This window comes from Streptomyces sp. NPDC059002, assembly GCF_042740435.1.
Lineage (GTDB): Bacteria > Actinomycetota > Actinomycetes > Streptomycetales > Streptomycetaceae > Streptomyces.
The window spans coordinates 423,603-450,100 of sequence record NZ_JBHYJI010000001.1 but is presented as its reverse complement, the minus strand read 5'-3'; the positions used below and the strand labels follow the sequence as shown (position 1 = coordinate 450,100).

30 protein-coding genes and 1 pseudogene are annotated in these 26,498 nt (G+C 73.5%); 17 read left to right on the top strand and 14 right to left on the bottom strand.

Going from position 1 to position 26,498, the window contains the following annotated elements:
- Positions 1–15: 15 nt before the first annotated feature.
- The 7 genes from ACFWZ2_RS01890 to ACFWZ2_RS01860 form a co-directional block, all read right to left on the bottom strand.
- Positions 16–1,317 (bottom strand): amidohydrolase family protein, encoded by a 1,302-nt coding sequence (locus ACFWZ2_RS01890; RefSeq protein WP_384540275.1) that lies wholly within the window; start codon positions 1,315–1,317, stop codon positions 16–18.
- 56 nt (positions 1,318–1,373) lie between these two features.
- Entirely contained in the window at positions 1,374–2,651 is a 1,278-nt protein-coding gene (locus ACFWZ2_RS01885; protein ID WP_384540272.1) for an amidohydrolase family protein, read from the bottom strand.
- 445 nt (positions 2,652–3,096) lie between these two features.
- Complete coding sequence (locus ACFWZ2_RS01880) at positions 3,097–3,798, bottom strand: GntR family transcriptional regulator (protein WP_384540269.1); 702 nt, start codon at positions 3,796–3,798, stop codon at positions 3,097–3,099.
- A 49-nt stretch (positions 3,799–3,847) separates the two neighbouring features.
- A complete protein-coding gene (locus ACFWZ2_RS01875) occupies positions 3,848–4,204 on the bottom strand; it encodes a VOC family protein (protein ID WP_384540266.1) in 357 nt (118 codons plus the stop codon).
- A gap of 173 nt (positions 4,205–4,377) precedes the next feature.
- On the bottom strand, positions 4,378–4,455 hold the full coding sequence (locus ACFWZ2_RS01870) for a 50S ribosomal protein bL37 (protein ID WP_370443954.1): 78 nt from the start codon (positions 4,453–4,455) through the stop codon (positions 4,378–4,380).
- 134 nt (positions 4,456–4,589) lie between these two features.
- Positions 4,590–5,129, bottom strand: coding sequence for a hypothetical protein (locus ACFWZ2_RS01865; RefSeq protein WP_384540263.1), 540 nt, complete (start codon positions 5,127–5,129; stop codon positions 4,590–4,592).
- A 57-nt stretch (positions 5,130–5,186) separates the two neighbouring features.
- Positions 5,187–6,284 (bottom strand): enolase C-terminal domain-like protein, encoded by a 1,098-nt coding sequence (locus ACFWZ2_RS01860; RefSeq protein WP_384540260.1) that lies wholly within the window; start codon positions 6,282–6,284, stop codon positions 5,187–5,189.
- A gap of 240 nt (positions 6,285–6,524) precedes the next feature.
- On the opposite strand from ACFWZ2_RS01860, the gene ACFWZ2_RS01855 reads away from it, so the two are divergent.
- On the top strand, positions 6,525–7,907 hold the full coding sequence (locus ACFWZ2_RS01855) for an NAD(P)/FAD-dependent oxidoreductase (protein WP_384540257.1): 1,383 nt from the start codon (positions 6,525–6,527) through the stop codon (positions 7,905–7,907).
- Positions 7,891–9,741, top strand: a complete 1,851-nt coding sequence (locus ACFWZ2_RS01850; RefSeq protein ID WP_384540254.1) for a transketolase — start codon at positions 7,891–7,893, stop codon at positions 9,739–9,741. Before ACFWZ2_RS01855 ends, ACFWZ2_RS01850 begins: the two co-directional genes overlap by 17 nt.
- An 84-nt stretch (positions 9,742–9,825) precedes the next feature.
- Here ACFWZ2_RS01850 and ACFWZ2_RS01845 read toward each other — a convergent pair whose 3' ends face one another.
- Positions 9,826–10,449, bottom strand: coding sequence for a hypothetical protein (locus ACFWZ2_RS01845; RefSeq protein WP_384540251.1), 624 nt, complete (start codon positions 10,447–10,449; stop codon positions 9,826–9,828).
- A 243-nt stretch (positions 10,450–10,692) separates the two neighbouring features.
- Between ACFWZ2_RS01845 and ligD the strand changes: the two genes are divergently transcribed.
- The 11 genes from ligD to ACFWZ2_RS01790 all read left to right on the top strand — a co-directional run bounded on the left by ligD (position 10,693) and on the right by ACFWZ2_RS01790 (position 16,928).
- A complete protein-coding gene (gene ligD / locus ACFWZ2_RS01840; RefSeq protein WP_384540248.1) occupies positions 10,693–11,673 on the top strand; it encodes a non-homologous end-joining DNA ligase in 981 nt (326 codons plus the stop codon).
- A 50-nt stretch (positions 11,674–11,723) separates the two neighbouring features.
- Entirely contained in the window at positions 11,724–12,089 is a 366-nt protein-coding gene (locus tag ACFWZ2_RS01835; protein WP_384540245.1) for a gas vesicle protein, read from the top strand.
- 94 nt (positions 12,090–12,183) lie between these two features.
- Positions 12,184–12,615: a gas vesicle structural protein GvpA gene (locus tag ACFWZ2_RS01830; protein WP_384540242.1), complete on the top strand. Its 432-nt coding sequence runs from the start codon at positions 12,184–12,186 to the stop codon at positions 12,613–12,615.
- Positions 12,612–13,352 (top strand): GvpL/GvpF family gas vesicle protein, encoded by a 741-nt coding sequence (locus tag ACFWZ2_RS01825; protein ID WP_384540239.1) that lies wholly within the window; start codon positions 12,612–12,614, stop codon positions 13,350–13,352. Before ACFWZ2_RS01830 ends, ACFWZ2_RS01825 begins: the two co-directional genes overlap by 4 nt.
- A gap of 4 nt (positions 13,353–13,356) precedes the next feature.
- Positions 13,357–13,596 (top strand): gas vesicle protein GvpG, encoded by a 240-nt coding sequence (locus tag ACFWZ2_RS01820; RefSeq protein WP_384540236.1) that lies wholly within the window; start codon positions 13,357–13,359, stop codon positions 13,594–13,596.
- Positions 13,597–13,599: 3 nt separating this feature from the next.
- Positions 13,600–14,184, top strand: a complete 585-nt coding sequence (locus ACFWZ2_RS01815; protein ID WP_384540233.1) for a DNA primase — start codon at positions 13,600–13,602, stop codon at positions 14,182–14,184.
- Positions 14,177–15,250, top strand: a complete 1,074-nt coding sequence (locus tag ACFWZ2_RS01810; protein ID WP_384540230.1) for an SRPBCC family protein — start codon at positions 14,177–14,179, stop codon at positions 15,248–15,250. The genes ACFWZ2_RS01815 and ACFWZ2_RS01810 overlap by 8 nt, the downstream gene beginning before the upstream one ends.
- The gene (locus tag ACFWZ2_RS01805; protein ID WP_384540227.1) at positions 15,247–15,603 is read left to right on the top strand and encodes a gas vesicle protein; all 357 of its coding nucleotides are present in this window, start codon (positions 15,247–15,249) and stop codon (positions 15,601–15,603) included. The genes ACFWZ2_RS01810 and ACFWZ2_RS01805 overlap by 4 nt, the downstream gene beginning before the upstream one ends.
- On the top strand, positions 15,587–16,447 hold the full coding sequence (locus tag ACFWZ2_RS01800) for a GvpL/GvpF family gas vesicle protein (protein ID WP_384540224.1): 861 nt from the start codon (positions 15,587–15,589) through the stop codon (positions 16,445–16,447). The genes ACFWZ2_RS01805 and ACFWZ2_RS01800 overlap by 17 nt, the downstream gene beginning before the upstream one ends.
- Entirely contained in the window at positions 16,444–16,632 is a 189-nt protein-coding gene (locus tag ACFWZ2_RS01795; protein ID WP_384540221.1) for a gas vesicle protein, read from the top strand. The genes ACFWZ2_RS01800 and ACFWZ2_RS01795 overlap by 4 nt, the downstream gene beginning before the upstream one ends.
- Positions 16,633–16,640: 8 nt before the next feature.
- Positions 16,641–16,928 carry a gas vesicle protein K gene (locus ACFWZ2_RS01790; RefSeq protein WP_384540370.1) on the top strand — a complete coding sequence of 96 codons (288 nt, stop codon included), beginning with the start codon at positions 16,641–16,643 and terminating at the stop codon, positions 16,926–16,928.
- A gap of 27 nt (positions 16,929–16,955) precedes the next feature.
- Here ACFWZ2_RS01790 and ACFWZ2_RS01785 read toward each other — a convergent pair whose 3' ends face one another.
- The 3 genes from ACFWZ2_RS01785 to ACFWZ2_RS01775 all read right to left on the bottom strand — a co-directional run bounded on the left by ACFWZ2_RS01785 (position 16,956) and on the right by ACFWZ2_RS01775 (position 19,602).
- Positions 16,956–17,126 carry a hydrophobic protein gene (locus ACFWZ2_RS01785; protein ID WP_384540218.1) on the bottom strand — a complete coding sequence of 57 codons (171 nt, stop codon included), beginning with the start codon at positions 17,124–17,126 and terminating at the stop codon, positions 16,956–16,958.
- 70 nt (positions 17,127–17,196) lie between these two features.
- Positions 17,197–18,006 (bottom strand): class I SAM-dependent methyltransferase, encoded by an 810-nt coding sequence (locus tag ACFWZ2_RS01780; RefSeq protein ID WP_384540215.1) that lies wholly within the window; start codon positions 18,004–18,006, stop codon positions 17,197–17,199.
- 93 nt (positions 18,007–18,099) lie between these two features.
- Complete coding sequence (locus tag ACFWZ2_RS01775) at positions 18,100–19,602, bottom strand: bifunctional phosphatase PAP2/diacylglycerol kinase family protein (RefSeq protein ID WP_384540212.1); 1,503 nt, start codon at positions 19,600–19,602, stop codon at positions 18,100–18,102.
- A gap of 166 nt (positions 19,603–19,768) precedes the next feature.
- On the opposite strand from ACFWZ2_RS01775, the gene ACFWZ2_RS01770 reads away from it, so the two are divergent.
- The 3 genes from ACFWZ2_RS01770 to ACFWZ2_RS01760 all read left to right on the top strand — a co-directional run bounded on the left by ACFWZ2_RS01770 (position 19,769) and on the right by ACFWZ2_RS01760 (position 22,328).
- Complete coding sequence (locus tag ACFWZ2_RS01770; protein ID WP_384540209.1) at positions 19,769–21,397, top strand: ABC-F family ATP-binding cassette domain-containing protein; 1,629 nt, start codon at positions 19,769–19,771, stop codon at positions 21,395–21,397.
- A gap of 101 nt (positions 21,398–21,498) precedes the next feature.
- Positions 21,499–21,732, top strand: a complete 234-nt coding sequence (locus ACFWZ2_RS01765; RefSeq protein WP_384540206.1) for a DUF6158 family protein — start codon at positions 21,499–21,501, stop codon at positions 21,730–21,732.
- Complete coding sequence (locus ACFWZ2_RS01760) at positions 21,729–22,328, top strand: TIGR03086 family metal-binding protein (RefSeq protein WP_384540203.1); 600 nt, start codon at positions 21,729–21,731, stop codon at positions 22,326–22,328. Before ACFWZ2_RS01765 ends, ACFWZ2_RS01760 begins: the two co-directional genes overlap by 4 nt.
- A 9-nt stretch (positions 22,329–22,337) precedes the next feature.
- On the opposite strand, the gene ACFWZ2_RS01755 is transcribed toward ACFWZ2_RS01760, so the two are convergent.
- Both ACFWZ2_RS01755 and ACFWZ2_RS01750 read right to left on the bottom strand, forming a co-directional pair.
- Entirely contained in the window at positions 22,338–23,624 is a 1,287-nt protein-coding gene (locus ACFWZ2_RS01755; RefSeq protein ID WP_384540200.1) for a diacylglycerol/lipid kinase family protein, read from the bottom strand.
- Between the two features lie 119 nt (positions 23,625–23,743).
- The gene (locus ACFWZ2_RS01750; protein WP_384540196.1) at positions 23,744–24,184 is read right to left on the bottom strand and encodes a CBS domain-containing protein; all 441 of its coding nucleotides are present in this window, start codon (positions 24,182–24,184) and stop codon (positions 23,744–23,746) included.
- 187 nt (positions 24,185–24,371) lie between these two features.
- Between ACFWZ2_RS01750 and ACFWZ2_RS01745 the strand changes: the two genes are divergently transcribed.
- Positions 24,372–24,503, top strand: coding sequence for a hypothetical protein (locus ACFWZ2_RS01745; RefSeq protein ID WP_384540193.1), 132 nt, complete (start codon positions 24,372–24,374; stop codon positions 24,501–24,503).
- A 137-nt stretch (positions 24,504–24,640) separates the two neighbouring features.
- Here ACFWZ2_RS01745 and ACFWZ2_RS01740 read toward each other — a convergent pair.
- A pseudogene (locus ACFWZ2_RS01740) lies at positions 24,641–26,487 on the bottom strand (thiamine pyrophosphate-requiring protein).
- Positions 26,488–26,498: the final 11 nt, after the last annotated feature.

Here is a 26,498-nt window from a genome sequence, read left to right as displayed (position 1 = left end):
GTCATCGGGCTTGGCTCACACCAGCTTCCCGTTCCTGGCCACGACGCGGCCGCCGTGCACCACCATGTCCCGCTGCGGCATGTCCACCACCACCTGGGGCAGGCATTCCGCGCGGACGAGAAGGAAGTCGGCGGGGGCGCCCGGCTCCAGGTCGGCGCGGTCCAGGCCCATGACGTCGGAGCCGCCGTGCGCGCCGACGCGGTAGCAGTCCGCGAGCTCGTCGTCGAGACGCACGTCGGTCACCCAGCCGAGGATGTGCGTGCGGTGCAGCATGTCCGCGTTGCCGAACGGGCTCCACGCGTCACGCACCCCGTCCGAGCCGAGGCCGACCCGCACCCCGTGCGCGCGCAGCTTCGCGATCGGCAGGACCAGCGACTCGTTCGGCGCCACCGTCGTCAGGGAGATGTCCAGGTCCCCCAAGTCGGCGGCCATCCGGTCGAGTTCGCCGTCCGACAGGTGCGGCAGGCAGAAGACATGGCTGACCGTGACCTTGCCGCGCAGGGACAGCGCGCGGGTGCGGTCGATGATGGCACGCAGGACCTTCGTGCCCTTCTCGTCGCGGTCGTGCAGATGGATGTCCACCCCGACGCCGTGCCGGTCCGCGAGGCCGAAGACCAGGTCGAGCTGCTCGTCCATGGCGTGGTCGAAGCTGATCGGGTCGATGCCGCCGACCAGGTCGATCCGCCCCGAGCGGGCCGCCTCCTCCAGGAGCTCCGCCGTGCCCGGGGTCCGGATGACGCCGTGCTGCGGGAACGCCACGATCTGTACGTCGAGCGCGTGACGGAGCCGTTCGCGGGCCGCGTCGACGCCCTCGACGCCGGCCAGGTCGTAGGCGGGCGCCACGTCCACGTGGGCGCGCATCGCGCGGGTGCCGCGGGTCACGGCGTGCGCCATCAGGCCGTACGCGCGCTCGCCGACCGGACGGGACTGGCTCTTGAACAGCTCCACGTCCTGGGCGACGTAGTCGGCGATGCCGCTCGCGGGCTTCCGCGTCACCCAGTCCCCGCCCCAGGTGGTCTTGTCCGGGTGGATGTGCGCGTCCACGAGCGAGGGCAGCGCGATACGGCCGTCGCAGTCGATCACCTCGGCGTCCTCGGGCGCCCGGCCGCCGGTGATCCGGCCGTCGACCACGGTGAGGTCCACGGGGGTGCGCGCGCCGAACGGGCGCACGTCACGGAAGACCACGGTCTTGCGGCGCCGGGCATCGCGCGCGCCGGAGGAGGCCGCGGCGGGGGCGGCGGACGACAGGGCGGCGGCTCCGGTACCGGCCAGGGCGGCGGCCGAGGTGAGCACGCCGCGGCGGGACAGGGGCGTCATGAGGGGCTCCTTGGGGGTGCGGTCGGGGCGGGGTGGCTTCGGGGCGGGCGGGTGGCTCAGAGGGCCGTGCCCGCGCGGATCACGCGTACGGGCTTCTTGAGGACCGTCACATCGGCCAGCGGATCGCCGTCCAGGAGGATCGCGTCCCCGGCGAAGCCGCGTGCCAGACGGCCCGCCGTCCGCTCAAGTCCAAGGAGGCGCGCGGCACTTGTGGTGGCCGTGCGGATCGCGTCGAGCGCGGGCAGACCCGCCTCGCGCATCAGCGCCACCTCGCCGCCGATCGGGTCGACCGCGCCGCCGGAGGAGTCCGTGCCCGCCGCGAGCGGTACGCCCAGCTCGTGGGCGGCGAGCACCGCGCGCCTGAGCACCGGCAGATAGCTGCGGCCGCGCTCGGCGAGCACCGGGTCGGACGACTCGGCGAGTCCGGCGATGGCGGTGAGCGTCGGCGTGAAGTACGTGCCCCTGCGCCGCATCTCGTGCAGGGTGTGCTCGCCGACGAACGCCCCGTGCTCCAGCGAGCGGACGCCCGCCATGACCGCGTCGTGGCAGCCCTGCTCGCTGTAGCTGTGGCAGAGCACGCCCTTGCCGCCGCGCCGCGCGGCCGCGACCACGGCGGACAGCTGCTCGCGGTCGTACACCTGGGCCAGCGGGTCCTGCTCGGGCAGCCCGGCACGTTCGTTGACGCGGGTCTTGATGACGTCGGCGCCCCGGGCGAGATTGACCTCGACGACGCGGCGCAGCGCCTCGGGCGAGCGCACGCCGTCGCGGAGCCGCGCGAGCGGGGTCAGGTCCGGGTCGGCGAGGACGGTGTCGCCGAGGTCGGGCGTGACGAAGACACCGGCGGCGCGCAGCCGGGGCGCGAGGTGCGGGACCTGGCGGGCCAACTCCCGTACGGCGATGTCCTGGTAGAACGTGGTCGAGCCGCTGCGGGCGGAGGTCGCGCCCTTGAGCACGGCGTCCCGCGCCTCGGCCGCGGTGTTCAGATGGATGTGTGCCTCCACCAGGCCGGGCAGGATCCACTTGCCGTGCGCGTCGAGCACCTCGGTGCCGCCGGGGATCCGGGTCCTGCCGCGGGCGCCCGCCGCGCGGACGACCCCACCGGCGATGACGACCACCGCGTCCTCGGTGACCTCGCCGGTCGCGGGGTCGAGCAGGGTGCCGCCCTCGATGACCAGGTCGCCGCCGGGTGCGCCGGGGCCGGTCGCGCCCCTGGCCTCGGCCCGGGGCGCCGTGACGGAGAGCGCCGCCGTGGTGCCCGCGAGCGCCGCCGCACCCGCGAGGACGCCGCGCCGGGTGAGCCGGGAGGAGGGCGGCGGGGTGTTCTCAACGCACATCGGGGTGACTCCAGGGGAGGGGCGGGGGCGGAGGGGCGGAGGGGACGCGTCCGCCAGTTTGTATACCAAGTGGGGGGTGCCTGCAAGGGTGGGTGGGGAGATGCAGGGGGGAATGCGCCGGAATTACCGGAAAGGGGGTGAGGTGCGGGCTCCCTGGTATACAACGCGTGTCCGCCGGACCGACCGCCGACCGCCGGACCGACCACCCGCCCGGCCGCCTAGCCGACCACCCGCCTAGCCGACCACCCGCCCGGCCGCCTGGCCGCCTGGCCACCTGGCCGACCATCCGCCTGGCTGCCTGGCTGCCTGGCTGCCTGGCCGCCTGGCCGACCATCCGCCCGGCCGCCTGGCCGACCATCCGCCCGGCCGCCCGGCCGACCATCCGCCCGGCCGACCATCCGCCCGGCCGCCCGGCCGACCACCCGCCCGACCGACCGCTCGCCGCTCAGGCCCCGCCGCTCTCCGTCTCCTCGAAGAGCGACCGCAGCGCCACCGCCTGGCTGTCCCGCACGTGCAGCAGCGTGCTCGCCGCCGCCGTGTCCTCGTCGCCCGCCGCGATCCGCCGGTAGATGAGCCGGTGCTGGGCCCGCATGTGGTCCGGCTCGGCGCGCATCCCGAACAGGAGCTGGAGCTGCCAGCTCAGCTGCTCCATGGTGCGGGCGAGCAGCGGGTTGCCGGAGAGGGCGACGATGCCTTCGTGGAACGCGGTGTGGGCGGCGACCTCGCGCGCCCCGTCATCCGCGTCCGAGGCCTGTTCGGCGTGGCCGAGGGTGGCCCGCAGCGCGGCGAGACCCGGCGGTTCCTCCGGCGCGCAGCGCGCCACCCGGCGTGCCGAGAGCCGGGACGCCTGGACGGCGAGGGGCTCCCACACCTCGTACAGATGCCGTACGTCGGCGGGCTCCAGGCGCCGCACCCTGACGCCGCTGTGCGGAAGGAGTTCCAGCAGGCCCTCGGCGACCAGGGCCCGCAGCGCCTCGCGGACCGGGACGCGGGACATCCGCAGCTCCTCGGCGACCTCCCGCTCCACCAGACGGGCGCCGAGGGCGTAGCGGCGGTCGACGATGCGCTGCCTGACGGCTTCTCGCGCCTGGGCGCTCAGCGACGTCCGTTCCGTACCGCCGCCCGTCGTACTGCCCGCCACGTGCACCGTCCTCCGTTCGGTCGGGGGCAGCCTGCCCCGCCGTGGAGGATACGGGTCAGTCCGTGCCGCCGCGGCGGTCCACGTACTCGAAGACGGAACCGTCCGGGTGCATCGCGATGAGGTTGCGGCCGACGGGGGTGGGGACCGGGCCCGCGATGACCCGGGCGCCGGAGGCGTTCAGGACGGTGTACGCCTCGTCCACGTCCTGCACCGCGATGGTCGCGGCGACCTTGCGGAGCACTTCCAGCTCCTGCTCGGGGCCGCTCATCAGCAGGAAGCAGCCGACCGCGGCGACGGACACGCCGCCGCGCTCGAAGCGCATGGCCTTGCCGCCCGCGAGCCGCTCGTAGAACGCGACCGAGGACTCCAGGTCCTCGACGCAGATCCGCAACGTGGTCCCCAGGATCTCCATGATTGGAACGCCCTCACCTCTTCGACCTGCCCCACCGGCCCCGCAACGATTTCATGATTGCCCGTGCCGCCGCCACCGCCATAGGTGAGTGCGTGCCCCAACTTCCCGGCGCCGCAAGCCCGTCGGGGGGCGGCACCGTGCGATGCCGCCCCCCTGGACTTGCGGGCCCGCCCTCAGGACTGGGGGCGGCTGCCGTGGTTCGCGCCGTTCTTGCGGCGGGCCTTCTTCTTGCGACGTCGCTTCGAGGACATGGATACCTCCGTGGTTCCGATGGTGCTTCCCGGGTGCGACCCGGGCGATCACGCGCCGCCTACCCAACGGGACACCCGCTCATGGTGTGGCCCACGTCACGTGCGGGGCCGGCGGGGCCGGTCCGCGCCGTCCCTCACCGCTCCCGCCACCCCGTGACCGCCACCACCTCCGCGGCGATGTCCCGCACGTCCCGGCCGTCCGTGGCGACGCGCTGCGCGTCGGGGGCCGTGTGCCGGTCCAGGTGGCGGGCCATGAACGCGCTGCGCCGCAGCTGCTGTTCGAGTTCGGAGCCACGTTCGCGTGCCGTGAGGCGGTCCTCGACCGTGGCGTCGGACGCGGTCAGCAGGACGCGGATGACGCGCGGCCCGTCCAGCGCGTCGACGAACAGGCCCTCCTCGCTGCCGAGCACGCTCGCCGTGTTCGTATAGATGAGCCGACGGCAGCCGAGGTCGCGGTAAGTGGCCCAGATCGCCGCGAGGTTGCGCCGGGTGATCCCGGAACGGTCCGGGTCGTCCGGCGGCGCCGGGTGGACCGCGTCGAGCGCGTCGCCCTCGACCAGCGCGTGGCCGACGTCGGCGGCCCGCAGCTGCGCCGCCACCTCCCAGCCGACCGACGACTTGCCGACGCCGGAGCGGCCCCCGATGAGCAGTACTTCACATGGTGCGGATTCCATCGGCCGAGCATCGCAGCGGGGGCGGGGCCCTCGCGACGGAATTGTGACCCGCGCGTCTTACGCGACGCGGAACTCCGCCACCTCCTCCGTGCGCAGTTCGAGCCCGTGCCCGATGCCCGCCTCCGGGCGGACGAAGCCGCCGGTCGGGTCGAGGGCACCGGCGAAGAACATCGACTCGATCCGTACGTGGTCGTGGAACCACTCGATGTGCCGCAGGTTCGGCACGCACGCGGCGACGGCGGCGTGCGCGTGCGGCGCGCAGTTCGCCGAGACCTCCAGGCCGTGCGCCTGCGCGAGGGCCGCGGCGCGCAGCCACTCGGTGAGGCCCCCGCAGCGCGTCGCGTCGATCTGCAGACAGTCCACGGAGGGGATCATGCGCGCGAGGCAGGGCAGGTCGTAGCCGTACTCGCCCGCCGCCACGTCGCACACCAGCGCGTCCCTGACCAGGGCGAGCCCCCGCAGGTCGTCCGACGACACCGGCTCCTCGAACCAGCCCACGCCGTGCTCGGCGAGCACCCGGCCCACCCGCACCGCCTGCTTGCGCGTGTAGCCGCCGTTCGCGTCGACGTACAACTCGGCCTGCGGTCCGATGACGTCGCGTGCGGTGCGGACCCGGGACACGTCGCGGGCCGCCGCCCTGCCCCAGCCCTCGCCGACCTTGATCTTGACGCGCGGGATGTGCTGGCCGTGCACCCAGCCGTTCAACTGCGCCGCCAGATGCGTGTCGTGGTACGTGGTGAAGCCGCCGCTGCCGTAGACGGGCACCTCCTCGCGGGCCGCGCCGAGGAGACGTACGAGAGGAATCTCCAGCAGGCGTGCCTTCAGGTCCCACAGGGCGATGTCGACCGCCGAGATCGCGCAACCGGCGGCGCCCGGGCGGCCGGTGTTGCGGACGGCCTTCGTCATCGCGTCGTGCGCGGCGGGGATGTCGAGTGCGTCGAGGCCCGTCACCGCGGGCGTGAGCTGCTCGTCCACCAGGGCGGCCGCGGCGGCGGGCGCATAGGTCCAGCCGGTGCCCGTCGCGTCGCCCGCGGTGATCTCGACCACGACGATCGTGGTGGTGTCCCAGGCGAAGGTGCCGTCCGATTCGGGGGCGTCCGCGGGCACCGTGTAGGCGGATACGGCGGGGCGTTCGATGCTCACTGCGTCCTTCATGGGATGCGTTCCAGGGTCACGGTGCGGGTGGGGGACGAGGGCCCGGTGCGGTGGGCGGGGCCCGGGCGCGGAACGGACGGGGCAGGCACGGGGTCGGGTATCCCCGACCCGGGGCGGCAAACGGCTCCCGCACCGATGGGAAGGGCCGGACGGCACGGCGGCCGGGCGGCCGGGGGCCACCGAGTTTGACCACCGTCGAGCAGGGGCACGCGGGAGGTTCCGACCTGCCGGAGGCGCACCGTGACCCGATCCCGCATCGTGATCGTCGGAGCCGGATTCGCCGGCTACCGGACCGCCCGCACCCTGTCCCGGCTGACCCGGCGCAGGGCCGACATCGACATCACCCTGCTCAACCCGACCGACTACTTCCTCTATCTGCCGCTGCTCCCGCACGTCGCCGCGGGCGTCCTGGAGCCCCGCCGCGTCACCGTCTCCCTCTCCGGCACGCTGCCGCGGGTACGCCTCGCGCTCGGTGCGGCCGACGACGTCGACCTGGCGCGGCGCGAGGTGACGTACACCGACCCGGAGGGCGGGCGGGGCGTGCTGTCGTACGACCGGCTCGTGCTCGCGGTGGGCAGCGTGCACAAACTGCTGCCCGTGCCCGGTGTCGCCGAGCACGCGCACGGCTTCCGCGGCATGCCGGAGGCGCTGTACCTGCGCGACCACATCACCCGCCAGATGGAACTGGCCGCCGCCGCCCCCGACCCCGCGACCTGCCGGGCGCGCTGCACCTTCGTGGTCGCGGGCGCGGGCTACACCGGCGTCGAACTCGCCGCGCAGGGTGAGCTGTTCACCGACGCCCTTGTGCACGGGCAGCCGCTGTGGCAGGGCATGCGGCCCCGCTGGCTGCTGCTCGACATCGCCGACCGCGTCCTGCCCGAACTCGACCCGCGCCTGTCGTCGACCGCGGGCCGCGTCCTGCGGCGGCGCGGCGTCGACGTGCGCACCGGCACCTCCGTGAAGGAGGCCACCAAGGACGGAGTGCTCCTGGACGACGGGGAGTTCATCGAGACGCGGACGTTGATGTGGTGCGTCGGCGTACGGCCCGACCCGCTCGTCGCCGCCCTCGGCAGGCCCCTGGAGCGGGGCCGTCTGAAGGTCGACAGGAACCTCAACCTGCCGGACCACCCGGAGGTGTTCGCCTGCGGCGACGCCGCCGCGGTGCCCGACGTGCACCACCCGGGCCGGTACACGCCCATGACCGCACAGCACGCCTGGCGGCAGGGCGCCGCGGCGGGACGCAACGTCGCCGCCTCCCTCGGCCTCACCTCCCGACGCCCCTACGCGCACCGCGACCTGGGCTTCACCGTCGACCTGGGCGGCGTCCAGGCCGCCGCCAACCCGCTCGGCGTGCCGCTGTCGGGGCCGCTCGCGGGCGCCGTCACCCGCGGCTACCACCTGGCGGCGATGCCGGGCAACCGCGTGCGGGTCGCCGCCGACTGGCTCCTGGACGCCGTACTGCCGCGCCAGGCCGTGCAGTTGGGCCTCGTCCGCTCGTGGTCGGTGCCGCTGGACACGGCGTCGCCCGAGGTGGCCCGGGTGCCGGGGCCCCGGTCCGACGCGGACCCGAACCGTCAGGAGACCCGAACCGCCAAGGAGGATCCGCATGACAAGCAGCAGTGAACTCGTCGCTCTCGCCCGGCAGTTGCGGGTCGACTCGGTGCGGGCCGCGGCCGCCGCCGGGTCCGGGCACCCCACCTCGTCGATGTCCGCGGCCGACCTGATGGCGGTGCTCCTCGACCGGCACCTGCACTACGACTTCGACCGCCCTGAGCACCCCGGCAACGACCGCTTCATCCTCTCCAAGGGGCACGCGTCGCCCCTCCTCTACGCCGCGTACAAGGCCGCGGGGGCCCTCACCGACGAGGAACTCCTCACCTTCCGCGCGGAGGGCAGCCGGCTCGAAGGGCATCCGACGCCCCGCGGGCTGCCGTGGGTCGAGGTCGCCACCGGATCGCTCGGCCAGGGACTGCCCGTCGGCGTCGGCATGGCCCTGTCCGGCAAGCGCCTCGAACGGATCCCCTACCGGGTGTGGGTGCTGTGCGGCGACAGTGAGCTGGCCGAGGGCGCGGTGTGGGAGGCCGCCGAGCACGCCGGGTACGAACACCTCGACAACCTCACCGCGATCGTCGACGTCAACCGCCTCGGCCAGCGCGGCCCCACCCGCCACGAGTGGCACCTGGACGCCTACGCCCGCCGCTTCACCGCCTTCGGCTGGCACGTCGTCGAGGTCGACGGGCACGACCCCGACGCGATCGACCTCGCCTGCCAGGAGGCCCGCTCCACCGCGGGGCAGCCCACCGCGATCCTCGCCCGCACCGTCAAGGGCAAGGGCGTCGCGGCCGCCGAGAACCGCGAGGGCCTGCACGGCAAACCGCTGGCGGACGCCGAAGCGGCGATCGAGGAACTGGGCGGCAGCCAGGATGTGCGCGTGCGCGTACGCAAGCCCGCCGCCGCCCGCACGATGCACGCGGTGCGCAGCGGACACCTGGAACTGCCGCGCCACGACAGAGGAGCGGCCGTCGCCACCCGCACCGCCTTCGGCCAGGCGCTCGCCGCGCTCGGCACCGCGCGCGGCGACGTCGTGGCCCTGGACGGGGAGGTCGGCGACTCCACGCGCGCCGAGTACTTCGCCAAGGAACACCCCGACCGGTACTTCGAGTGCTACATCGCCGAACAGCAACTCGTCGCCGCCGCCGTGGGGTTGGCGGCCCGCGGCTGGGTGCCGTACGCGTCGACGTTCGCGGCGTTCCTGACCCGCGCCCACGACTTCGTCCGGATGGCGGCGGTGAGCGGCGCGGGCATCAACCTCGTCGGCTCGCACGCGGGCGTCGCGATCGGCCAGGACGGGCCGTCCCAGATGGGCCTCGAAGACCTCGCGCTGTTCCGCGCGGTGCACGGCTCGACCGTCCTCTACCCGTGCGACGCGCATCAGACGGGGCGGCTCGTCGCCGCGATGGCGGACCTCGAAGGCGTCCGCTACCTGCGGACGTCACGCGGGGACACCCCCGTCATCTACGGGCCCGGCGACGAGTTCCCGGTCGGCGGCTCCAAGGTGCTCCGCTCCTCCGACACCGACCGGCTCACCGTGGTCGCGGCGGGCGTGACGGTGCACGAGGCGCTGGCCGCCGCCGATCTGCTCGACGGGCACGGCATCCAGGTGCGCGTCGTCGACCTGTACTGCGTCAAGCCCGTCGACCGGCGCACCCTGCGCGAGGCCGCCGAGCGCACCGGCTGTCTGCTCACCGTCGAGGACCACCGCGAGGAGGGCGGCATCGGCGACGCGGTCCTCGACGCCTTCACCGACGGCAGGCCCGTGCCGCGCCTGGTGCGCCTCGCCGTACGGTCGATGCCGGGCTCGGCGTCCCCCGCCCAGCAGTCGCGCGCGGCGGGCATCGACGCGGACTCGATCGCGGCGGCGGTGCGGCTGCTGGTGGAGCAGGGAGTGGTGGGGTGAGGCGGGCCGTCGGCGCGGAGGTGACCCCGGGTGGCAACGCGCCGATGTGCCCCCGGGCCTCAACGCGCCGACCTGGACCAGGAGTCAACGCGCCGACCTGAACCACGCGTTGGCCGCCGGGCGGAACATCAGCACCACCGCGGCGAGCGCGGCCGCCAGATGCAGGACGCGGCTGCCGCCGAACAGCACGTCCACGACGCCCACGTCCTGGAAGGCGGCACCGATGCCGTGCCCGTCGGCGAACCACCGCACCGGCCCGGTCAGCAGGGACAGCGTGCCGAACACGCCGAACGCACCGGCCAGGGCCAGCCGCGCCCCGTTCCCGCCGCGGCGCATCCGCACCGCGACGAGGACCGCCGCGGAGAACACCGCCATGCGCAGCGGCAGACCGCCGCCCAGCTCCCCGGCCGACGCGTCCCCGTCGGCCGTCATGCGGACGAGGGCGAGCACCGTCTCGAAGACGCCCGCGGCGACCGCGACGAGCCAGAGCGCGAACGCGGCTCTGACGGCGGGTGGCGCGGGTGGCTCGTCGGTGCCGGGCAGCATGCGGGCCAGCGGGCCCGGTGCGTGGGGGAGCGGTCGGGGGCGGGCGATGCGTGCCGTGCGTGCGGTGTGTGCGGTGTGTGCGGTGCGGGCCGGGTCGTGGCCGGGGTGCTGCCGCGTGCTGTGCCGGGTGTCCGAGGTGTGCGTGTCCGAGGTGTGCGTCATGGCGGGCCTCACTCGTGCGGGACGGCTGGTCGGTACTCCGATCCTTCCGGTCCCGCGCGCCGGGGGCACGCCCGTCGTCCCCCGGGTTCTGGGTGGTGCCAGCACCCCTCTGACCAGGGTGATCACCACCGTCGCGGGGTGGGGTACGTCGAGGTGCGCACCGCGCGGGCCGGTACGGCGATGCGTGGCCGCCGCGCCCACGGGTACTCGCGGGGACCGTACGAACCGGCGGAAAGGAACCCCATGACCAGCGCACGGACGGTACGGACCGGCCGCCGCACCGTGGCACTGCACAGGCCGGAGAAGATCCTCTTCCCGGCCGCCGACGAGCCGGACACCGGCGGATCACCGGACCGTGACGCCTCACCGGCCGGAGCCCCCGACGACGGCGGCGGCTACTCGAAGGCCGACCTCTTCGACTACCACCGCGCCGTCGCCCCCTTCATGCTGCCCCATCTGCGCGGCCGCCCCCTGATGCTGGACCGCAGGCCGGACGGGGTGGCGGGCCCGAGGTTCCTGCAGCAGGACACCCCGGACCACTACCCGGACTGGATCACCCGCGCCGAGGTGCCGAAGAAGGAGGGCGGCACCGTCACGCACACCGTGTGCGACGACACCGCGACGCTCCTCTTCCTCGCCGACCAGGCCTGTCTGACGCTGCACCGCTGGCTCTCCCGCATCGGCAGGCTCGACCACCCCGACCGGATGGTCCTCGACCTCGACCCCGCGGGCGACGACTTCCCCGCCGTGCGCGCCGCGGCCCGGCTCGCCGGCGAACTCCTCGACCAACTGGGCCTGCCGTCCGCCCTCATGACCACGGGATCGCGCGGCCTGCACGTCATCGTGCCGCTCAACGGCCACCACGACTTCGACGACGTACGCGACTTCGCCAAGGACGTCGCGGACACCCTCGCCGCCGCCCACCCGGACCGGCTCACCACGGCCGCCCGCAAGAAGGACCGAGGCTCCCGGCTCTACCTCGACGTACAGCGCAACGCGTACGCGCAGACCGCGGTCGCGCCCTTCTCGGTGCGGGCCGCGCCGGGTGCCCCGGTGGCCGTGCCGCTCGCGTGGGAGCAGCTGGACGATCCCGCGGTGCACGCCCGCCGGTGGACCATCGCCGACGCGGTGGAGCAGGCCCGCACCGATCCGTGGGCGGGCGTCCTGCGGTCGGGGCGCGCGCTCGGTCCGGCCCGGCGCAAGCTGCGGGCGCTGCGCGGCTGACGGCGAGGTTTGGCCAAGGGCCTTCAGGTCACTCGGGCCAGGAGGTGGCCATGGCGAACCCGTCACGCAAGACCACGCGGACAGAGCGGAACAGCACGCAGGACAGCGCGGACCACGGCGCGCGGAGCGGCGAGGCGAACGACACGCCGGGCCCCATGGCCGTGCTCCGATACGCCCGCGAACAGCTCTCCGACCTCACCGGCATGCACGCCGAATCCGTGTCGTCCTTCGAACGCACCGAGGAGGGCTGGCTGTTGGAGGTCGAGGTGCTCGAACTGGCCAGGGTCCCGGACACGATGAGCCTCCTCGCCAGCTACGAGGTGCGGCTCAACCCCCGGGGCGAACTCACCGGCTACCGGCGGATCCGCCGCTACGAGCGGGGACGCTCGGACGCGCAGCGGCCCGGGGGCCGGTAGATCAGGCACATCACGCACATCACATGGCACACACACATCACGTAGATCACGAAGACATGGCAAGGGACTTCAACGACAAGGAGGGACGGTCGGCATGACCGTTGTCCCGGCACAACACTCCGGCGGTGGAGGCGGCACCAGTGGCCTGTACGACGTCGTGGAGCTGATCCTCGACCGAGGACTGGTCATCGACGCGTTCATCCGCGTCTCGCTCGTCGGCATCGAGATCCTGAAGGTCGACGTCAGGGTCGTCGTCGCCAGCGTCGACACCTATCTGCGGTTCGCCGAGGCGTGCAACCGCCTGGACCTGGAGTCCGGGCCGCACAAGAGCCCCGGCCTGCCCGACATGGTCGGCGAACTCACCGAGTCCGGCGCCCGCGGCAAGTCCAAGGGCGCGCTCTCCGGCGCCGCCGAGACCATCTCGGACGCCTTCAAGCAGGCCCGTGAGGAAGGCCAGGGCCGGCAGGAGGAACGCCCGCGGACCCGGCGCTCCACCACCTCCCGCAAGAAGGAGGAGGAACGGTGAGCACCTACATCTACGGCATCGCGAGCAGCTCCCACCCGGGTCTGCCCGAGGGCATGGAGGGCATCGGGGAACCGGCGCGCGCCGTGCGCGTCCTGAAGCAGGGGGAGCTCGCCGCGATCGTCGGCGACGCCCCCGACGACCTCAAGCCCAGGCGCCGCGATCTGCTCGCGCACCAGAACGTGCTGTCCGAGGCGGGCGCGGCGGGCGCCGTGCTCCCGATGCGCTTCGGCAGCCTCGCACCGGACGACGAGAGTGTCGTCACGGTCCTCGCGGACCGGGCGGAACACTACGAGGAGCGCCTTCGCACCCTCGACGGGAAGGTCGAGTACAACGTGAAGGCCACCCACGACGAACAGGCTGTACTGCACCAGGTGCTCGCCGAGAACCCGGAGCTGCGCGCCCTGGCCGTGGCGGGCCAGCGCCAGGGCGGCGGCAGCTACGAACAGAAGCTGCAGCTCGGCGAGATGGTCACGAACGCGGTGCGGGCCCGCGAGGCGAGCGACGCCATCGAGGTGCGCAGGGCGCTCGAACCGGCGGCGGAGGCGGTCGGCGTGGGCCCCGAGGGCACCGGCTGGCTGGCCAACATCTCGTTCCTGGTGAACCGCAAGTCGGCGGACGGCTTCCTCGCGGCGGTGGACGAACTCCGCCTCACCCAGCCCCACTTGGAGCTGAGGGTGCACGGACCGCTGCCCCCGTACAGCTTCGTCGACCCGGGGCCCGCCGAACCCGCGGGGTGAGGGCATGGGGCTGATCGGCGAACTGCTCCTGCTGCCGTTCGCCCCGGCCCGCGGCTCCCTCTGGGTGCTGAGACAAGTGGTCGCCGAGGCGGAACGGCAGTACTACGACCCCTCGGCCGTACGCCGTGAACTCGCGCTCCTGGAAGAGCGCTTGGAAGCGGGCGAGATCGACGAGGCCGAGTTCGAGCGGTGCGAGGAAGAGCTCCTCGACCGGCTGCAGGACAGCACAGGACAGGACTTCTGAGACATGAACCGACTGGCAGTGGGCCTCGCCGTGGGGGCGGGGTACGTCCTGGGACGGACGAAGAAGGCGAAGTTCGCGTTCGCCGTGGGCACGATGGTGGCGGGCAAGCGGCTGCATCTGAGCCCGAAGGCGCTGGGCGCGCTCGTGACCCGGCAGCTGGAGAACAACCCGCAGTTCAAGGAGATCGGCGACCAGCTGCGTGACGACCTGCGCGGCGTGGGCAAGGCGGCGACGGGCTCGCTCGCGAACCGGCAGCTCGACGGCCTCGCGGACCGTCTCCACGACCGCACCCAGGGCATCCAGGACCGCATCTCCGGGGTGGTGCCCGACGACGTCGAGGACGCGGCCCCGAAGAAGCCCTCCGCGCCCAGGGCGGCTTCGCGGAAGACGGAGAAGGCGGCGACGAAGACCGCGCCGAAGACCGCGATGAAGGCCGCGCAGAAGTCGGCGCAGCAGTCGGCCAGGAAACCCGCGCGCAAGGCCCCCCAGAGGGCCCCGCAGAAGTCCGCACGCAAGCCCGCCCAGAAGAAGTCCACCGCGGCGGCCCGGACGGGCGGCGGGACGAAGGGAGGCGGCGACCATGGCTGAGTCGGCCCTGAGCGACATCGCGCGCGGCCCCGCCGCCGACCGCGTGAAGGAAGAGGCGCGGGCCTTCCTCATGGCCCAGGTGGAGCGCGCGCTGATCGGCGTGGGCCACCGGCTCGGCGACGCGACGGTCAGGCTCAACGACATCGCGGAGGGCCGCAGCCCCGGCTTCGGCAGGCTCGCCCTGGAGGCGGGCCGGAAGGTCGCACAGGGCAAGGGCCCGGTGCGCGGCGCGCTGGAACTGGGCGGCAGCCACCTCAAGGACTCCGTGCGGAACGCCGTCAAGAACATCGGCGGCGGGCGCAGGAAGGGCGGCGCGGGTCAGAAACCCACGGTCATCCTGGAGTACGTCGACGTGGGCGTCCCGATCCGTGAGGCGTACGACCAGTGGACCCAGTACCAGGAGTTCTCCACCTTCGCCAAGGGCGTCAAGGGCGCCACCGCGGCGAGCGACACGGACTCCGACTGGAAGCTCAAGGTCTTCTGCTCCCAGCGCAGTTGGAAGGCGCACGTCACCGAGCAGGTGCCGGACCGGCGCATCACCTGGACGTCGGAGGGCGGCAAGGGCACGACCAAGGGCGTCGTCACCTTCCACCCGCTCGTCGAGAACCTCACCCGGGTGCTGCTCGTCGTCGAGTACTACCCGAAGGGCCTGTTCGAGAAGACCGGCAACATCTGGCGCGCCCAGGGCCGCAGGACCCGCCTCGACCTCAAGCACTTCGCCCGCCACATCTCCCTGCGCGGCGAGGCGAGCGACGGGTGGCGCGGCGAGATCCGCGACGGCGAGGTCGTCCGCAGCCACGAGGACGCGGTGGCGGAGGAGGACGAGACCGGGCAGGAAGCGGAGTCGGAGTACGAGGAAGAGGGAGAGGACGAGTACGGGGAAGAGGAAGAGAACGGGTACGAGGAAGAGAACGGGTACGAGGAAGACGAACCCGACGCCGAGGCCGATGAAGTCGACGAAGTCGATGAAGCCGATGACGTAGACGAAGCCGATGAAGTAGACGAAGCCGACGAGGAGAAGCGGCGCGCCTACGCCGGATCCGGCGGCGGGCGGGGCCGCCGGTGACGGCGGCGCAGGGCCGGCTGCCCGATCCCTACGCCCGCGACGGCGGCGGCGCGAACCTCGCCGACATCCTCGAACGCGTCCTGGACAAGGGCATCGTCATCGCCGGGGACATCCGGATCAATCTGCTCGACATCGAACTCCTCACTATCAAGCTCCGGCTGATCGTCGCCTCGGTGGACAAGGCCAAGGAGATGGGCATCGACTGGTGGGAGGACGACCCGGCGCTGTCTTCGGGCGCGCGCCGGACCGAACTCGACCGGGAGAACGCCGAGTTGAGGCGCCGGCTCGCGGAGTTCGAGGAGCGCGGGGAGCTGGCGCCCGCAGAGGAGGACGCACGTGAGCGCAAGCGCTGAACCGTCCCTTGTCTACGTCTACGCGGTGTGCCGTCCCCTCGGCGCACCGCTCGCCGCCGATCTGACCGGGATCGGCGGCGTTCCTCCGCGGCAGTTGCGGCACGAGGGGCTGACCGCGGTGGTCGGCGCCGTGCCGCGGGGGGAGTTCGCCGAGGAACCGCTGCGCGCGCACCTGGAGGACCTCGACTGGCTCGCCGCCACGGCCCGCGCCCATCAGCGGGTGATCGGCGCGCTCACCACCGTCACCTGCCCGCTGCCGCTGCGGCTCGCGACCGTCTTCCGGGACGACAGCGGTGTCCGCGCCATGCTGGAGGACTCCGCCGACCGCTTCCGGGCCGTACTGGAACGGATCGACGGGTGTGTCGAGTGGGGCGTGAAGGTCCACATGGGCGGTGAGGGGTCCGCGGGGGCGACGGGGACGACGGGGATGACGGGGGCGACGAGGTCGGCGGGGTCCGGGCCGTCGCAGGAGGGCAGGCCCCGCACCGGGCGCGACTATCTGCGCCGGCGGCGCGGGCAGCGTACGGCCCAGGAGGAGAACTGGGAGCGGGCCGAGTCGTTCGCGCGACGGCTGCACGAGGAGCTTTCGCTGCGGGCCGACGACTCCCGGCTGCACGCCCCGCAGAACTCCGCGCTGTCCCGCACGCCGGGCAGGAACATCCTCAACGCCGCCTATCTGGTGCCCCGTTCGCGCTCCGAGGAGTTCGTCGAGCTCGTGGACCGCACCAAGGACGCAGGGCAGGCGGGCGCCGGGCTCCGGGTGGAGCTGACGGGGCCGTGGGCGGCCTACTCCTTCGCGGGCTCCTTCTCGGGTCCGGCCGCCGACGGGGGCGAGGCGTCATGACGGTCGTCGAGCGCCGCGAGATCGCCCTGGTCGATCTGCTCGACCGGCTGCTCGCGGGCGGTGTCGTCATCACGGGCGACATCACGCTGCGGATCGCGGACGTCGATCTCGTACGCATCGATCTCAATGCCCTGATCAGCTCGGTGAACGCACAAGTGCCTTCGCCGTGGCGGGAGATGGAGTGAACCGAACCATGGCCGCCGAGCGCCGCAACCGCATGGATCTCGACCCCGACACCGTGGAACGCGATCTGGTCAAGCTCGTCCTGACCGTCGTCGAGCTGCTGCGGCAGCTCATGGAGCGGCAGGCCGTGCGCCGCTTCGACACCGGGGAGCTGACCGAGGACCAGGAGGAGCGGATCGGTCTCACGCTGATGCTCCTGGAGGACCGGATGGCCGAACTCCGGGAGCGGTACGGGCTGCGGCCCGAGGACCTGAATCTGGACCTCGGGCCGCTGGGTCCCCTGCTTCCCAGGGAGTGACTGCGGGGGTGGCTGCGGGAGCGGCCGCTACCACCTGTACCAGCGGGACCTCGTGCCTGTGGCGGTCGTGCTGCGCATCATGAAGCCGAGCAGCCAGATGACGAGCACGGCGACGGCGATCCACCAGAGAACCTTCACGGCGAATCCCGCTCCGAAGAGGAGAAGGGCCAGCAGAAGGACCAGCAGAATGGGAACCATAGTGTCTACCTCCTGCTGACCGGGTGTCCCCAAGAGGCCGTTCTACGCAGGGAGTCGGCGAAAGCCTCGGCTACTTCCTGCAGAGGATCTCGCCGTGCAGCACCGCGAACCAGCCGTCCTCCTGGCGCCCCCACTCCCGCCACGCGTCGGCGATGACCCGCAGCCGCGCCGGGTCCGCGTGGCCGCCCCGCACCGCGTTGTCGGCGTACGAGGAGGCGACCGTGCGGTCCGCCCACAGGCCGCTCCACCAGGCGCGCTCCTCGTCCGTCGTGTAGCACCAGGTGTCCGCGCTCCCGGTGACGTCCGTGCAACCGGCCTCCAGGGCCCAGGACTTGAGACGGCTGCCCGCGTCGGGCTCGCCGCCGTTGGCGCGGGCCACCCGCCGGTAGAGGTCCAGCCAGTCGTCCATGGCGGGCGGCCTCGGGTACCAGGACATCGCCGAGTAGTCCGCGTCGCGGGCCGCGATGATGCCGCCCGGCTTGCACACCCGCCGCATCTCGCGCAGCGCCCGGACCGGGTCGCCGACGTGCTGGAGCACCTGGTGGGCGTGGACGACGCAGAAGGTGTCGTCCGGGTAGTCGAGCGCGTGCACGTCGGCGACGGCGAAGTCGACGTTCTCCAGGCCTCGTTCGGCCGCGGTCGCACGGGCCGTGTCGAGGATGCCCGGCGCGTGGTCCACGCCCGTGACGTGGCCGTCGGGGACGAGCGCGGCCAGGTCGGCGGTGATGGTGCCGGGGCCGCAGCCGATGTCCAGGACCTTCATGTGCGGCTTCAGCGAACCGACGAGGTAGGCGGCCGAGTTGGCGGCGGTGCGCCAGGTGTGGGAACGCAGGACGGACTCGTGGTGCCCGTGCGTGTAGACGGCGGTCTCCTTCGGCATGGCGGAACTCCTTCGTGTGCGCCTCCGCTGGCTGCGGCACGTCGAACCGTACGCCGCCATGCCGAATGGTGAGACCCCCGTATCAGTATGTGGTCAACGGGTGGGTGTCAGCGGCCGGTACACGGTGAGCCCCTCCGGCAGCTTGTCGATGCGCAACTCGCCCTGAACCAGGGCCGATGCGCCGTCGTACGTCAGCGGTGTGCCGGGCGCGATGCCGCTCACCCGCAGGCCGCGCGGCCGGTCGCGGCCGCCGCCCGCCGTGCGCACGTCGAGCAGCCCGTCCGCCAGATCGGTCCTGCGGCCCGGGGTGAGCCCGGGCGAGCGGTAGGCGCAGTTGCCCACGAAGAGCATCCGCAACGGCCGGGTGCGGCCGCCGATCTCGACGTTCATCGGCGGCCGTTCGGCATCCGCCGTCCGCAGGGCGGCAAGGACGGTGGCGGGCCGGTCGCCGATCCGCTGGGCCCAGCGGTCGCGGCCGCGCACCAGCTCCGGACGGACGCCGAGACTGAGGGTGTTGAGGAAGATCCCTTCGAGACGGCCCGCACCGTTTCCCGCACCGGCCGACGCGTCCGAGTCCGCCGTCGCGCTGAAACGCCCGACGTCGACCGCGGCCGCCCCGCCCTCCGCCACGGCCCTGCAGAGGTCGCGGGTCTCCTCGACCCCGATGTCGTACGCGAAGTGGTTCGGCGCGCCGCACGGCAGCACCGCGAGCGGGCGGCCGTGCCGCAGGGCGACGGCGGCCGCGGCGTTGACGCTGCCGTCGTCGCCGCATACCCCGAGGGCCCTCGCGCGACCGGCGGCCTTCGCCAACTCGTCGGCGAAAGAAGCCGGTTCACAGGTGATGACCTCGGCGAGCGGCAGCGCGTGGCGCAGCTCGTCGGCACGGTGCCCGGCGCGCGGCCCCGGGCCCGTGACCAGGACGAGCCCGGCGCCCCCGGGCAGCGCGGGGGCGTCGGTGCGCGGCGCGGGCGGCGGCAGCTGGGCGCGGGTCGGCACGAGACCGCGCACCGCGAAGGCGGCGCCCGCACCGAGCGCCGCGCCCGCCAGGATGTCGCTCGGGAAGTGCGCACCGGTGTAGACGCGGGACAGCGCGACGGCCCCGGCGACCGGCGCGACGCCCGCACCCCAGGCCCGGGACTCCAGCGCGACGCCCGTGGCGAAGGCGGCGGCGGACGCGGAGTGCCCCGAGGGGAACGACGTGGTGATCGGCTGCCGCTTCAGCTGCCGGATCAGCGGCACGGTGTGGAGCAGCGGGCGGGCCCTGCGCACCGAACGCTTGCCGACCGTGTTGATGGTGGCGGAGGCCAGGGCGAGCGAGGCGATCCCGCGGACGGCGGCGCGCCTGCCCCGCGGGGTGCGGCTCGCGGCGATCCCGGCGGCCGCGCCGAGCCACAGCACCCCGTGGTTGGCGGCGTGACTCAGCCGGGGGAGCAGCCGGTCGGCGCCGGGCCAGTGCCGCGAGGCGACCGCGTCGAACATCCGCCGGTCCAACGCCACGAGCCGGGCCCGCACGGAATCACCGGCGGCCCCGGGCCAGGCCGCGGGGAGGTGCGGGGGCAGGTCGATGTCGGAGAGGTGTGCGCGTTCTGCAGCCATGCGCCTCGGGTACCCGCCCAAGGCCCACCGCCCACGTACCCGCCCAAGGCCCACCGCCCACGTACCCGCCCAAGGCCCACCGCCCACGTACCCGCCCCACCCGGCCCGCCCCCGCCCGCGGAAACCGGTTTGCCCCGGCGCCCGCCCGGCACGGAGAATCCAGCGCATGGGACATCTGGAAGCCGCGCACCTCGAGTACTACTTGCCGGACGGGCGGGCACTGCTCGGTGATGTGTCCTTCCGGGTCGGCGAGGGTGCCGTCGTCGCGCTGGTCGGGGCGAACGGCGCGGGCAAGACGACGCTGCTCCGGCTGATCTCCGGCGAGCTCCAGCCGCACGGCGGCAGCGTCACCGTGAGCGGTGGGCTCGGCGTGATGCCGCAGTTCGTCGGCTCCGTGCGCGACGAGACGACGGTGCGCGACCTGCTCGTCTCCGTCTCCACCCCGCGCATCCGCGAGGCCGCGAAGGCCGTGGACGTCGCCGAGCACGCGATCATGACGGTCGACGACGAGGCCGCCCAGCTCCAGTACGCCCAGGCGCTCTCCGACTGGGCGGAGGTCCAGGGCTACGAGGCCGAGACGCTGTGGGACATCTGCACCACGGCCGCGCTCGGCGTCCCCTACGACAAGGCCCAGTTCCGCGAGGTCCGCACGCTCTCCGGGGGCGAGCAGAAGCGCCTCGTCCTGGAATCGCTGCTGCGCGGCACCGACGAGGTCCTGCTCCTGGACGAGCCGGACAACTACCTCGACGTACCCGGCAAGCGCTGGCTGGAGGAGCGGCTCAAGGAGACCCGCAAGACCGTCCTGTTCGTCTCCCACGACCGGGAGCTGCTCGCCCGCGCCGCCGAGAAGATCGTCAGCGTCGAGCAGAGCCCCGGCGGCGCCGACGCCTGGGTGCACGGCGGCGGCTTCTCGACGTACCACGAGGCCCGCAAGGAGCGCTTCGCGCGCTTCGAGGAGCTGCGCCGCCGCTGGGACGAGAAGCACGAGCAGCTGAAGAAGCTGGTGCGCAATCTCCGCCAGGCCGCCGAGATCAGCCACGAGCTGGCATCGCGCTACCAGGCGGCGCAGACCAGGCTCCGCAAGTTCGAGGAGGCGGGGCCGCCGCCCGAGCCGCCGCGCGAGCAGGACATCACCATGCGCCTGCACGGCGGCCGTACCGGCGTACGGGCCGTGACCTGCGAGGCACTCGAACTCACCGGCCTGATGAAACCCTTCGACCTGGAGGTCTTCTACGGCGAGCGGGTCGCCGTCCTCGGCTCGAACGGCTCGGGCAAGTCGCACTTCCTGCGGCTGCTCGCCGGAGACACGGACAACCCGGTGGCGCACACCGGCCTCTGGAAGCTCGGCGCGCGCGTCGTCCCCGGCCACTTCGCGCAGACCCACGCCCACCCCGAGCTGATGGGCCGCCCGCTGCTCGACATCCTGTGGCGCGAGCACGCGCAGGACCGCGGCGCGGCCATGTCACGCCTGCGACGGTACGAGCTGACCGCCCAGGCCGAGCAGAACTTCGAGCGGCTCTCCGGCGGCCAGCAGGCCCGCTTCCAGATCCTGCTCCTGGAACTGGCGGGCTGCACGGCGCTGCTCCTGGACGAGCCGACCGACAACCTCGACCTGGAGTCGGCCGAGGCGCTGCAGGAGGGCCTCGAAGCGTTCCAGGGCACGGTCCTCGCCGTCACCCACGACCGCTGGTTCGCCCGCTCCTTCGACCGCTATCTGGTCTTCGGCAGCGACGGCCGGGTCCGCGAGACGCAGGGGCCGGTGTGGGACGAGCGGCGGGTGGAGCGCGCGCGGTAGCCCGCGGGCGCGCGGACCGTGCCCGGTGCATCCTGGGTAGGACGGGCCGAGTGGGGTACCCGGGGGCGGGGAGCGGCGCGACGGAGCGATCGGAGCGATGGATGAACGGAGTCGACCCGGGCCGGCTGGACGACCAGCAGCTCATCAAGGAGCTGGAGACGATCCACCGCACCCGCCACACGACCCTGCTGCACGGCTCGGACGGTGCCCTGCGGGCGCACGGCGACCGCATGGCACAACTGGAGGGCGAGTATCTGCGCCGCCATCCGCGCAGGTCCGTCGCCGCGGCACGGACCCGCGCGGGCGCGCGGGAGAGGGGACACGCGAGCCCATGACAGAGCAGGCGGACAGGCCGGACACCGAAGTACTGGACCGGCACGCGGCGGCGCTCGACCTCTTCACCGACCGGGTGCACGCCGTCCGCGCCGACCAGTGGGACGCCCCGACGCCCTGCACTCAGTGGAGTGTGCGGGACCTCGTCGGGCACCTCACCGCCGAACAGCTGTGGGTGCCCCCGCTCGTCCGCGACGGCGCGACCACCGCATCGGTGGGGGACGCCTTCGACGGCGATGTGCTCGGGCCCGACCCCGTCACCTCCTGGGACACCGCGGCCACCGCGTCGCGCGCCGCATTCCGCGAACCGGGCGCGCTCGACCGCACCGTCCACCTCTCCTTCGGACCCACCTCCGCCGCGTTCTACTGCGGGCAGATGACCACCGACCTGCTGGTGCACGCCTGGGACCTGTCCCGGGCGATCGGCGCCGACGAGACGCTGCCCGCGGAGCTCGTCGACTTCGCCGTGCGGGAAGTCACCCCGTACGCGGGGGAGTTGGCGAAGAGCGGGCTCTTCGCGGCGGCGGTCGAACCGCCGCCGGACGCCGACGCGCAGACGAGGCTGCTGGCCCTGCTCGGCCGCGACGTGCGTGCGTGAGACGACGGTTCACGAGGGCGCGGGCAGATAGACCGTCACCGCGCACGGCCGCTTGTCGACGACGAGCGTGCCGTCGCCGGGGCTGACCTCCCCGTCGCGGGAGTAGTCCTCGCCCGCGCCCATCCCCTCGATGCGCACCCGGGCCGCGGTGCGCGCCTCGTACACCCGGGACGTGGCGAGGGTCCCGGTGAGGAAGGCGGCGACGAGCCGGGTGCGGGCGAAGGGGTGGCCGCCGTCGACGGTACGGATGTCGAGCAGTCCGTCGTCGAGACTGCGGCGGTACGTGGGGGCGAAACCGGGCGGATCGTAACGGCTGTTGCCCGCGAAGAGCAGCCACAGCCGACGGCGCCGCCCGTCGACGGTCACCTCGGTGGGGGTGGCGCCGGTGAGCACCCGGACCAGGCCGACGCCGAGCGCGGGCCATTTGCCCAGGCGCGCCTCGCGGGCCTCGCGGGCCCGGACCAGTTCGGGGTAGACGCCGATGCTGAAGGTGTTCAGGAAGTACGTGACCGGGGTGCGCCCCGAGGTGCCGTCGGCGGTGACGCGGCCCAGGTCGATGGCGCCGCCGTGGCCCGCCTCGACCGCGGCCGCGGTGTCCTGCAGCGTGCGGAGCCCCAGGTCGGCGGCGAAGTGGTTGAGGGTGCCGCCGGGGAACACGGCGAGCGGGACGCCCACGTCGGCGGCGATCACCGCCGCGGTGTTCACCGTGCCGTCGCCGCCCACGGTGCCGAGCGCACCGCCGCCCGCGAGCGCGTCCCCCGCCGCGCGGCGCAGCACGGCGCGCAGGTCGTCGTCGCTGTCGCAGAGCCGCAGCTCCGCCTCGGGCAGCAGGTCGCGCAGCTCGGCGTCGGCGGGCGCGTCGCCGCCCGCGTCGCAGTTGACGACGGCGATGAGCCCCTTGCCCGCCCGCAGCGTGGGCACCGGGACGTTCGGCCGCGCGGTGTCGGCGGGCTCGTCCCTGCGCAGCGGCCACCAACGGCAGGTCACCGCCGCGAGCCCGATGCCCCCCACGGCCGCGGCGAGCGCGTCGCCGGGCGCCGTCCGTCCGGACCGCACCCGGCACACCAGAAGACCCCCGGCGGCCGGGGCGAGCACGGCGCCGAGCGGCGGCGACTCCAGCGCGGCGCCCGTCGCGAAGGCGGCCCAGGCGGCGCCGTCGACCGGCGGCACCCCCGCACCCGGCCGCAGCCCGCGCACCGCCGAACCGACGGCGCGGGCGGCCCCGGCGGCCAGCACCAGCGCCCCCGCACCCCGCAGAGCGGCACGACGGGCGCCGCGGACACGAAGCTCTCCCATGCCCGGCGATTACCCCGGCAGCCGGGGGTCACGCCCGCAGGGGAAGCGCCGTGGCCCGCACCGGGTCCGGCCCCCGCACCGGGCCCGGCCCCCTCTGCCGCTCCTGCCCGCAGGTCCCGTCATGTCCGGGCCGTGCCGGGCCAGTTGTCCGGATCGGCGCGGCTGATGTCGGCGAGTGCGGAGGTCGGGTCCTGGCTCAGGGCGAGATCGCCGAGGCTCACCATGCCGACCGGGTGGCCGTCCTCGACGACGGGAAGCCTGCGTACGGCGTGGTCGCGCATCAGGCCCACCGCGGAGGACACCGCGTCGTCGGGCGCCACGACCACGGGGTTGGGCGTGCAGACGGCCTGTGCGCTGACGGTCAGCGGGTCGGCGCCGTCGGCCACGGCCCGCAGCGTGATGTCCCGGTCCGTGAGCACACCGAGGACCTGACCGTCCGTGGCGACGAGCACGTCGCCGATGTCCTGGGCGCGCATGAGCTGTGCGGCTTCGACGAGCGAGGCGTCGGGGCGTACCACCACGACACCCGGCGTCATGACGTCCCTTACGAAATCAGCCATGGCTGGTGCCCTTTCTGCGTCCGTTCACGCGTCGGCGTGACCATGCCCGCAGTACCCCTGAGCCCCAGGGCTATTCCTCCTCGCGCGCCCGGTGCGGGCCCGGTACCGCCGGGCGTGGTTTGCGCCGCCCGGGCGGGGAGACCCGGGGTGCGACACCCCCCACGACGCATCCGGGAGGGATGAGGTCATGGCGGTTCTCGCTGTGTTGATCCCGGTGGTGATGCTGGGCGTGATCCTGGCACTGGGCCGGTACGAGGAGTTGGTGCTTCCGCCCGTGAACGATCCGGACGAGGCGGACGCCTTCCACCGTGCGGCATGACGCCGCGCACGACGCCGGGGCGTGAGCCGCGGCAGGCGCGCCCGGTCCGACCGGACGGACCGGGCGCTTCGCGTGCGCAGGGTGTGCCGGGTGCGCCGGGTGCGCCGGGTGCGCCGGGTGCGCCGGGCGGCGCCTCCTCAGCCGTCCTTGTGACCGTGCCCCACCCCGGGCAGGAACTCCTGCATCTTCGCCCTGATCCCCTGCCGCACCATCGCGCCCCGGTCGGCGTCCCCCTTGAGGACCGAGGCGGCCGTCGCCTCCATCTGCTCCCAGGTGGCGTGCGGCGGGATCGGCGGCACCGCGGGGTCGGTGAGGAACTCGACGACGGCGGGTCCGTCCGCGGCGAGCCCGGCGCGCCAGCCCGCCGCGACGTCCTCGGGACGCTCCACGCGCACCCCGGTCAGGCCGATCGAGCGCGCGAACTCCGCGTACGGCACATCGGGCAGGGCCTGCGAGGGCAGGAAGGACGGCGCGCCCTCCATGGCCCGCATCCCCCACGTCACCTGGTTCAGGTCGCGGTTGTTCCACACGCCGACGACCAGGCGCGGATCGTCCCACTGGTGCCGGTACTTGGCGGCCGTGACCAGCTCGGCCAGACCGTTCATCTGCATCGCGCCGTCGCCGACGAGCGCGACGACGGGCCGGTTCGGATGCGCGAACTTCGCCCCGATCGCGTACGGGACACCGCAGCCCATCGTGGCGAGGGTGCCCGACAGCGAGGCCCGCATGTCGCCGCGCACCGTGAGATGGCGCGCGAACCAGTTCGCCACCGAACCCGAGTCGGCCGTGACGATCACGTCGTCGGGCAGCAGCGGGTCGAGGGCCCGCGCCACGAACTCCGGGTTGACCGGATGGGCGGAGAGCGCGGCCCTGCGCTCCATCACGCCGTGCCACCGCGCGACCTGGGCGCGGATCTCGTCGTGCCACTCGCGGCCGACGTCGCGGCGCTCCTCGTCGATCAGCGGCAGCAGCTCGCGCAGCGTCGCCCGCGCGTCGCCGACGAGATTCACCTCGTACGGGAACCACATCCCGACCATGTGCGCGTCGATGTCGATCTGCACGCCCCTGGCGCTGCCGGGCTCCGGCAGGAACTGGGCGTAGGGGAAGCTGGAGCCGATGGTCAGGAGGGTGTCGCAGTCGCGCATCAGCTCGTACGAGGGCCGGGTGCCCAGGAGGCCGATCGCGCCGGTGACGTAGGGGAGTTCGTCGCTCAGCGCGTCCTTGCCGAGCAGCGCCTTCGCGACGCCCGCACCGAGCAGTTCGGCGATCTCCTGGACCTCGGCGCGGGCCCCCGCCGCGCCCTGGCCGATCAGGATCGCCGCCCGGTGACCGGAGTTGAGCACCTCGGCGGCCCGCCGCAGGGCGGTCGGCGAGGGCAGTGCCGTCCAGCCGCTGCGGTCCAGGCTGGCGGGGACCATCTTGAACGCGTGGGGCGGCGGGGAGTACGTGAGTTCCTGGACGTCGCCGGGGACGATCACCGCGGTCGGGCAGCGGCGCGCGTACGCGGTGCGGATGGCCCGGTCCAGGACGTTCGGCAGCTGCTCGGGCACCGTCACCGTCTCCACGAAATCGGACGCGACGTCCTTGAACAGCGTGTGCAGGTCCACCTCTTGCTGGTACGAGCCGCCCTTCCCCAAGCTCTTAAAGAGCAGGGGAGACCCCATTCACTGCGATGTGTCTGTCCGACGACGGCGAGGACCGGCACATGGTCGAGCTTCGCGTCGTACAGGCCGTTGAGCAGATGGATCGCGCCGGGACCCGACGTCGCCACGCATACGCCGATGCGCCTGCCGAACTTGGCGTACCCGACGGCCTCGAACGCGGACATCTCCTCGTGCCGCGACTGCACGAATCGGGGCCGGTCCTCGGCCCTGCCCCACGCGGCGAGCAGTCCGTTGATGCCGTCTCCCGGACAGCCGAACACCTGCTCAACGCCCCAGGCACGCAACCGCTCCAGGATGTGGTCGGCGACCTTCACGCTCATGACGGAGTCCT